1 protein-coding gene is annotated in these 1,166 nt (G+C 47.9%); it reads left to right on the top strand.

The annotated features are described in order from the left end of the window. Window positions 1–995: hypothetical protein (locus tag HIJ39_RS23045; protein WP_207711888.1), on the top strand; the 995-nt coding region annotated here is incomplete at its 5' end. Between the last annotated feature and the right edge of the window lie 171 nt (window positions 996–1,166).

The following is a 1,166-nucleotide window of genomic DNA, read 5'->3' as shown; positions in this document are numbered from 1 at the left end:
AATGGGATGGTTTCTTGTCCAGACAAAATCTGGAATCAAAGCGGGCCGGCGGCCCGCCCCTGCCCCTCGGCTACGCCTTCGGGGCAGGGCCCTCCCTATTTACACCACATAATTGGACTCTAACGAAGGTTCAAGTGGATATGAGCGCTGACTTATCGGCACTGTATACTGATGACGTCGGGAAATTGGTTGGCCTTACTATTGAAATAAAAACCCATACTACCTACATAGCTTCGTTCATCAGAGGATTGACCCAGCAACTATCGAGGCTCTCCAAAATTAACCCACAGAATCGAATTGTTTTGGCCCTCCCAGGGGTTTTGCCGCCACCATATGTTCGGCTTCTACCATCCAATGTATGGCTTTGGGATTTGCCCACGATAGCCAATTTATTTTCGCAACAAATACACTTGGTCAACCATCGTGGCTTACGTGAGGCGTTGGCTCAGGCAGCACTAAATCGAATAACCGTTGAAGATCAACTTTTGGCGAAACTAGGGGCTTGTGCACTGGGCAAGCAAAGCTGGGCTCAATACCAAAATGTGGTGGGTGAGATTTTTGAATTTTTGTTTTGCCCTCCATTAGGCCCCGTCTATAAGGAATATAGGGATTCGGCGGGCATTAATCGCCGAGACCTTATTATTGCCAATTATGCGGAGGAGGGATTTTGGGCTTTTGTTAGGCAGCGTTATGATGCGGATTACGTGATCGTCGAAGCAAAGAACTACAAGTCCCCAGTGGGAAAGAGTTCGGTTTTGCAAGTTGGTAATTACCTTAAAAAGTATGGTGCGGGACTTTTCGGATTGGTAGTATCTCGTCGGGGGGCGGATAGATCGGCTCTTTTGACTGCTCAGCACCTGTGGGTTGCCGATTCCAAGCTCGTCATGTTTTTAGATGACCGAGATTTGGAAGCCATGCTCCTCGTAAGGAAAAACAATGGGATACCTCACGAAGTCGTTAGGCAAAAAATTCAGGAATTCAGGCTAGCGTTGTAGGTCCGGAGATAGGAGGAATACAGTGTTGTTCCACTGGCTGCACTATAAAATTCTCATTGCCACATTCCGTGTGAGGCGTCTCCATCCCGATTCTAGTGAGGGTTTTTCATAACTGGACAAATCACGGCTGTGGATAAGTGCTCCCCCTTGATGATGCCCTTTCCAACGTTC

Origin of the sequence: Sulfobacillus harzensis (assembly GCF_012933365.1) — a bacterium.
GTDB classification, from domain to species: domain Bacteria; phylum Bacillota; class Sulfobacillia; order Sulfobacillales; family Sulfobacillaceae; genus Sulfobacillus_B; species Sulfobacillus_B harzensis.
Note: the sequence above shows the minus strand (reverse complement) of the source record. Positions and strands in the feature narration are given on the sequence as shown.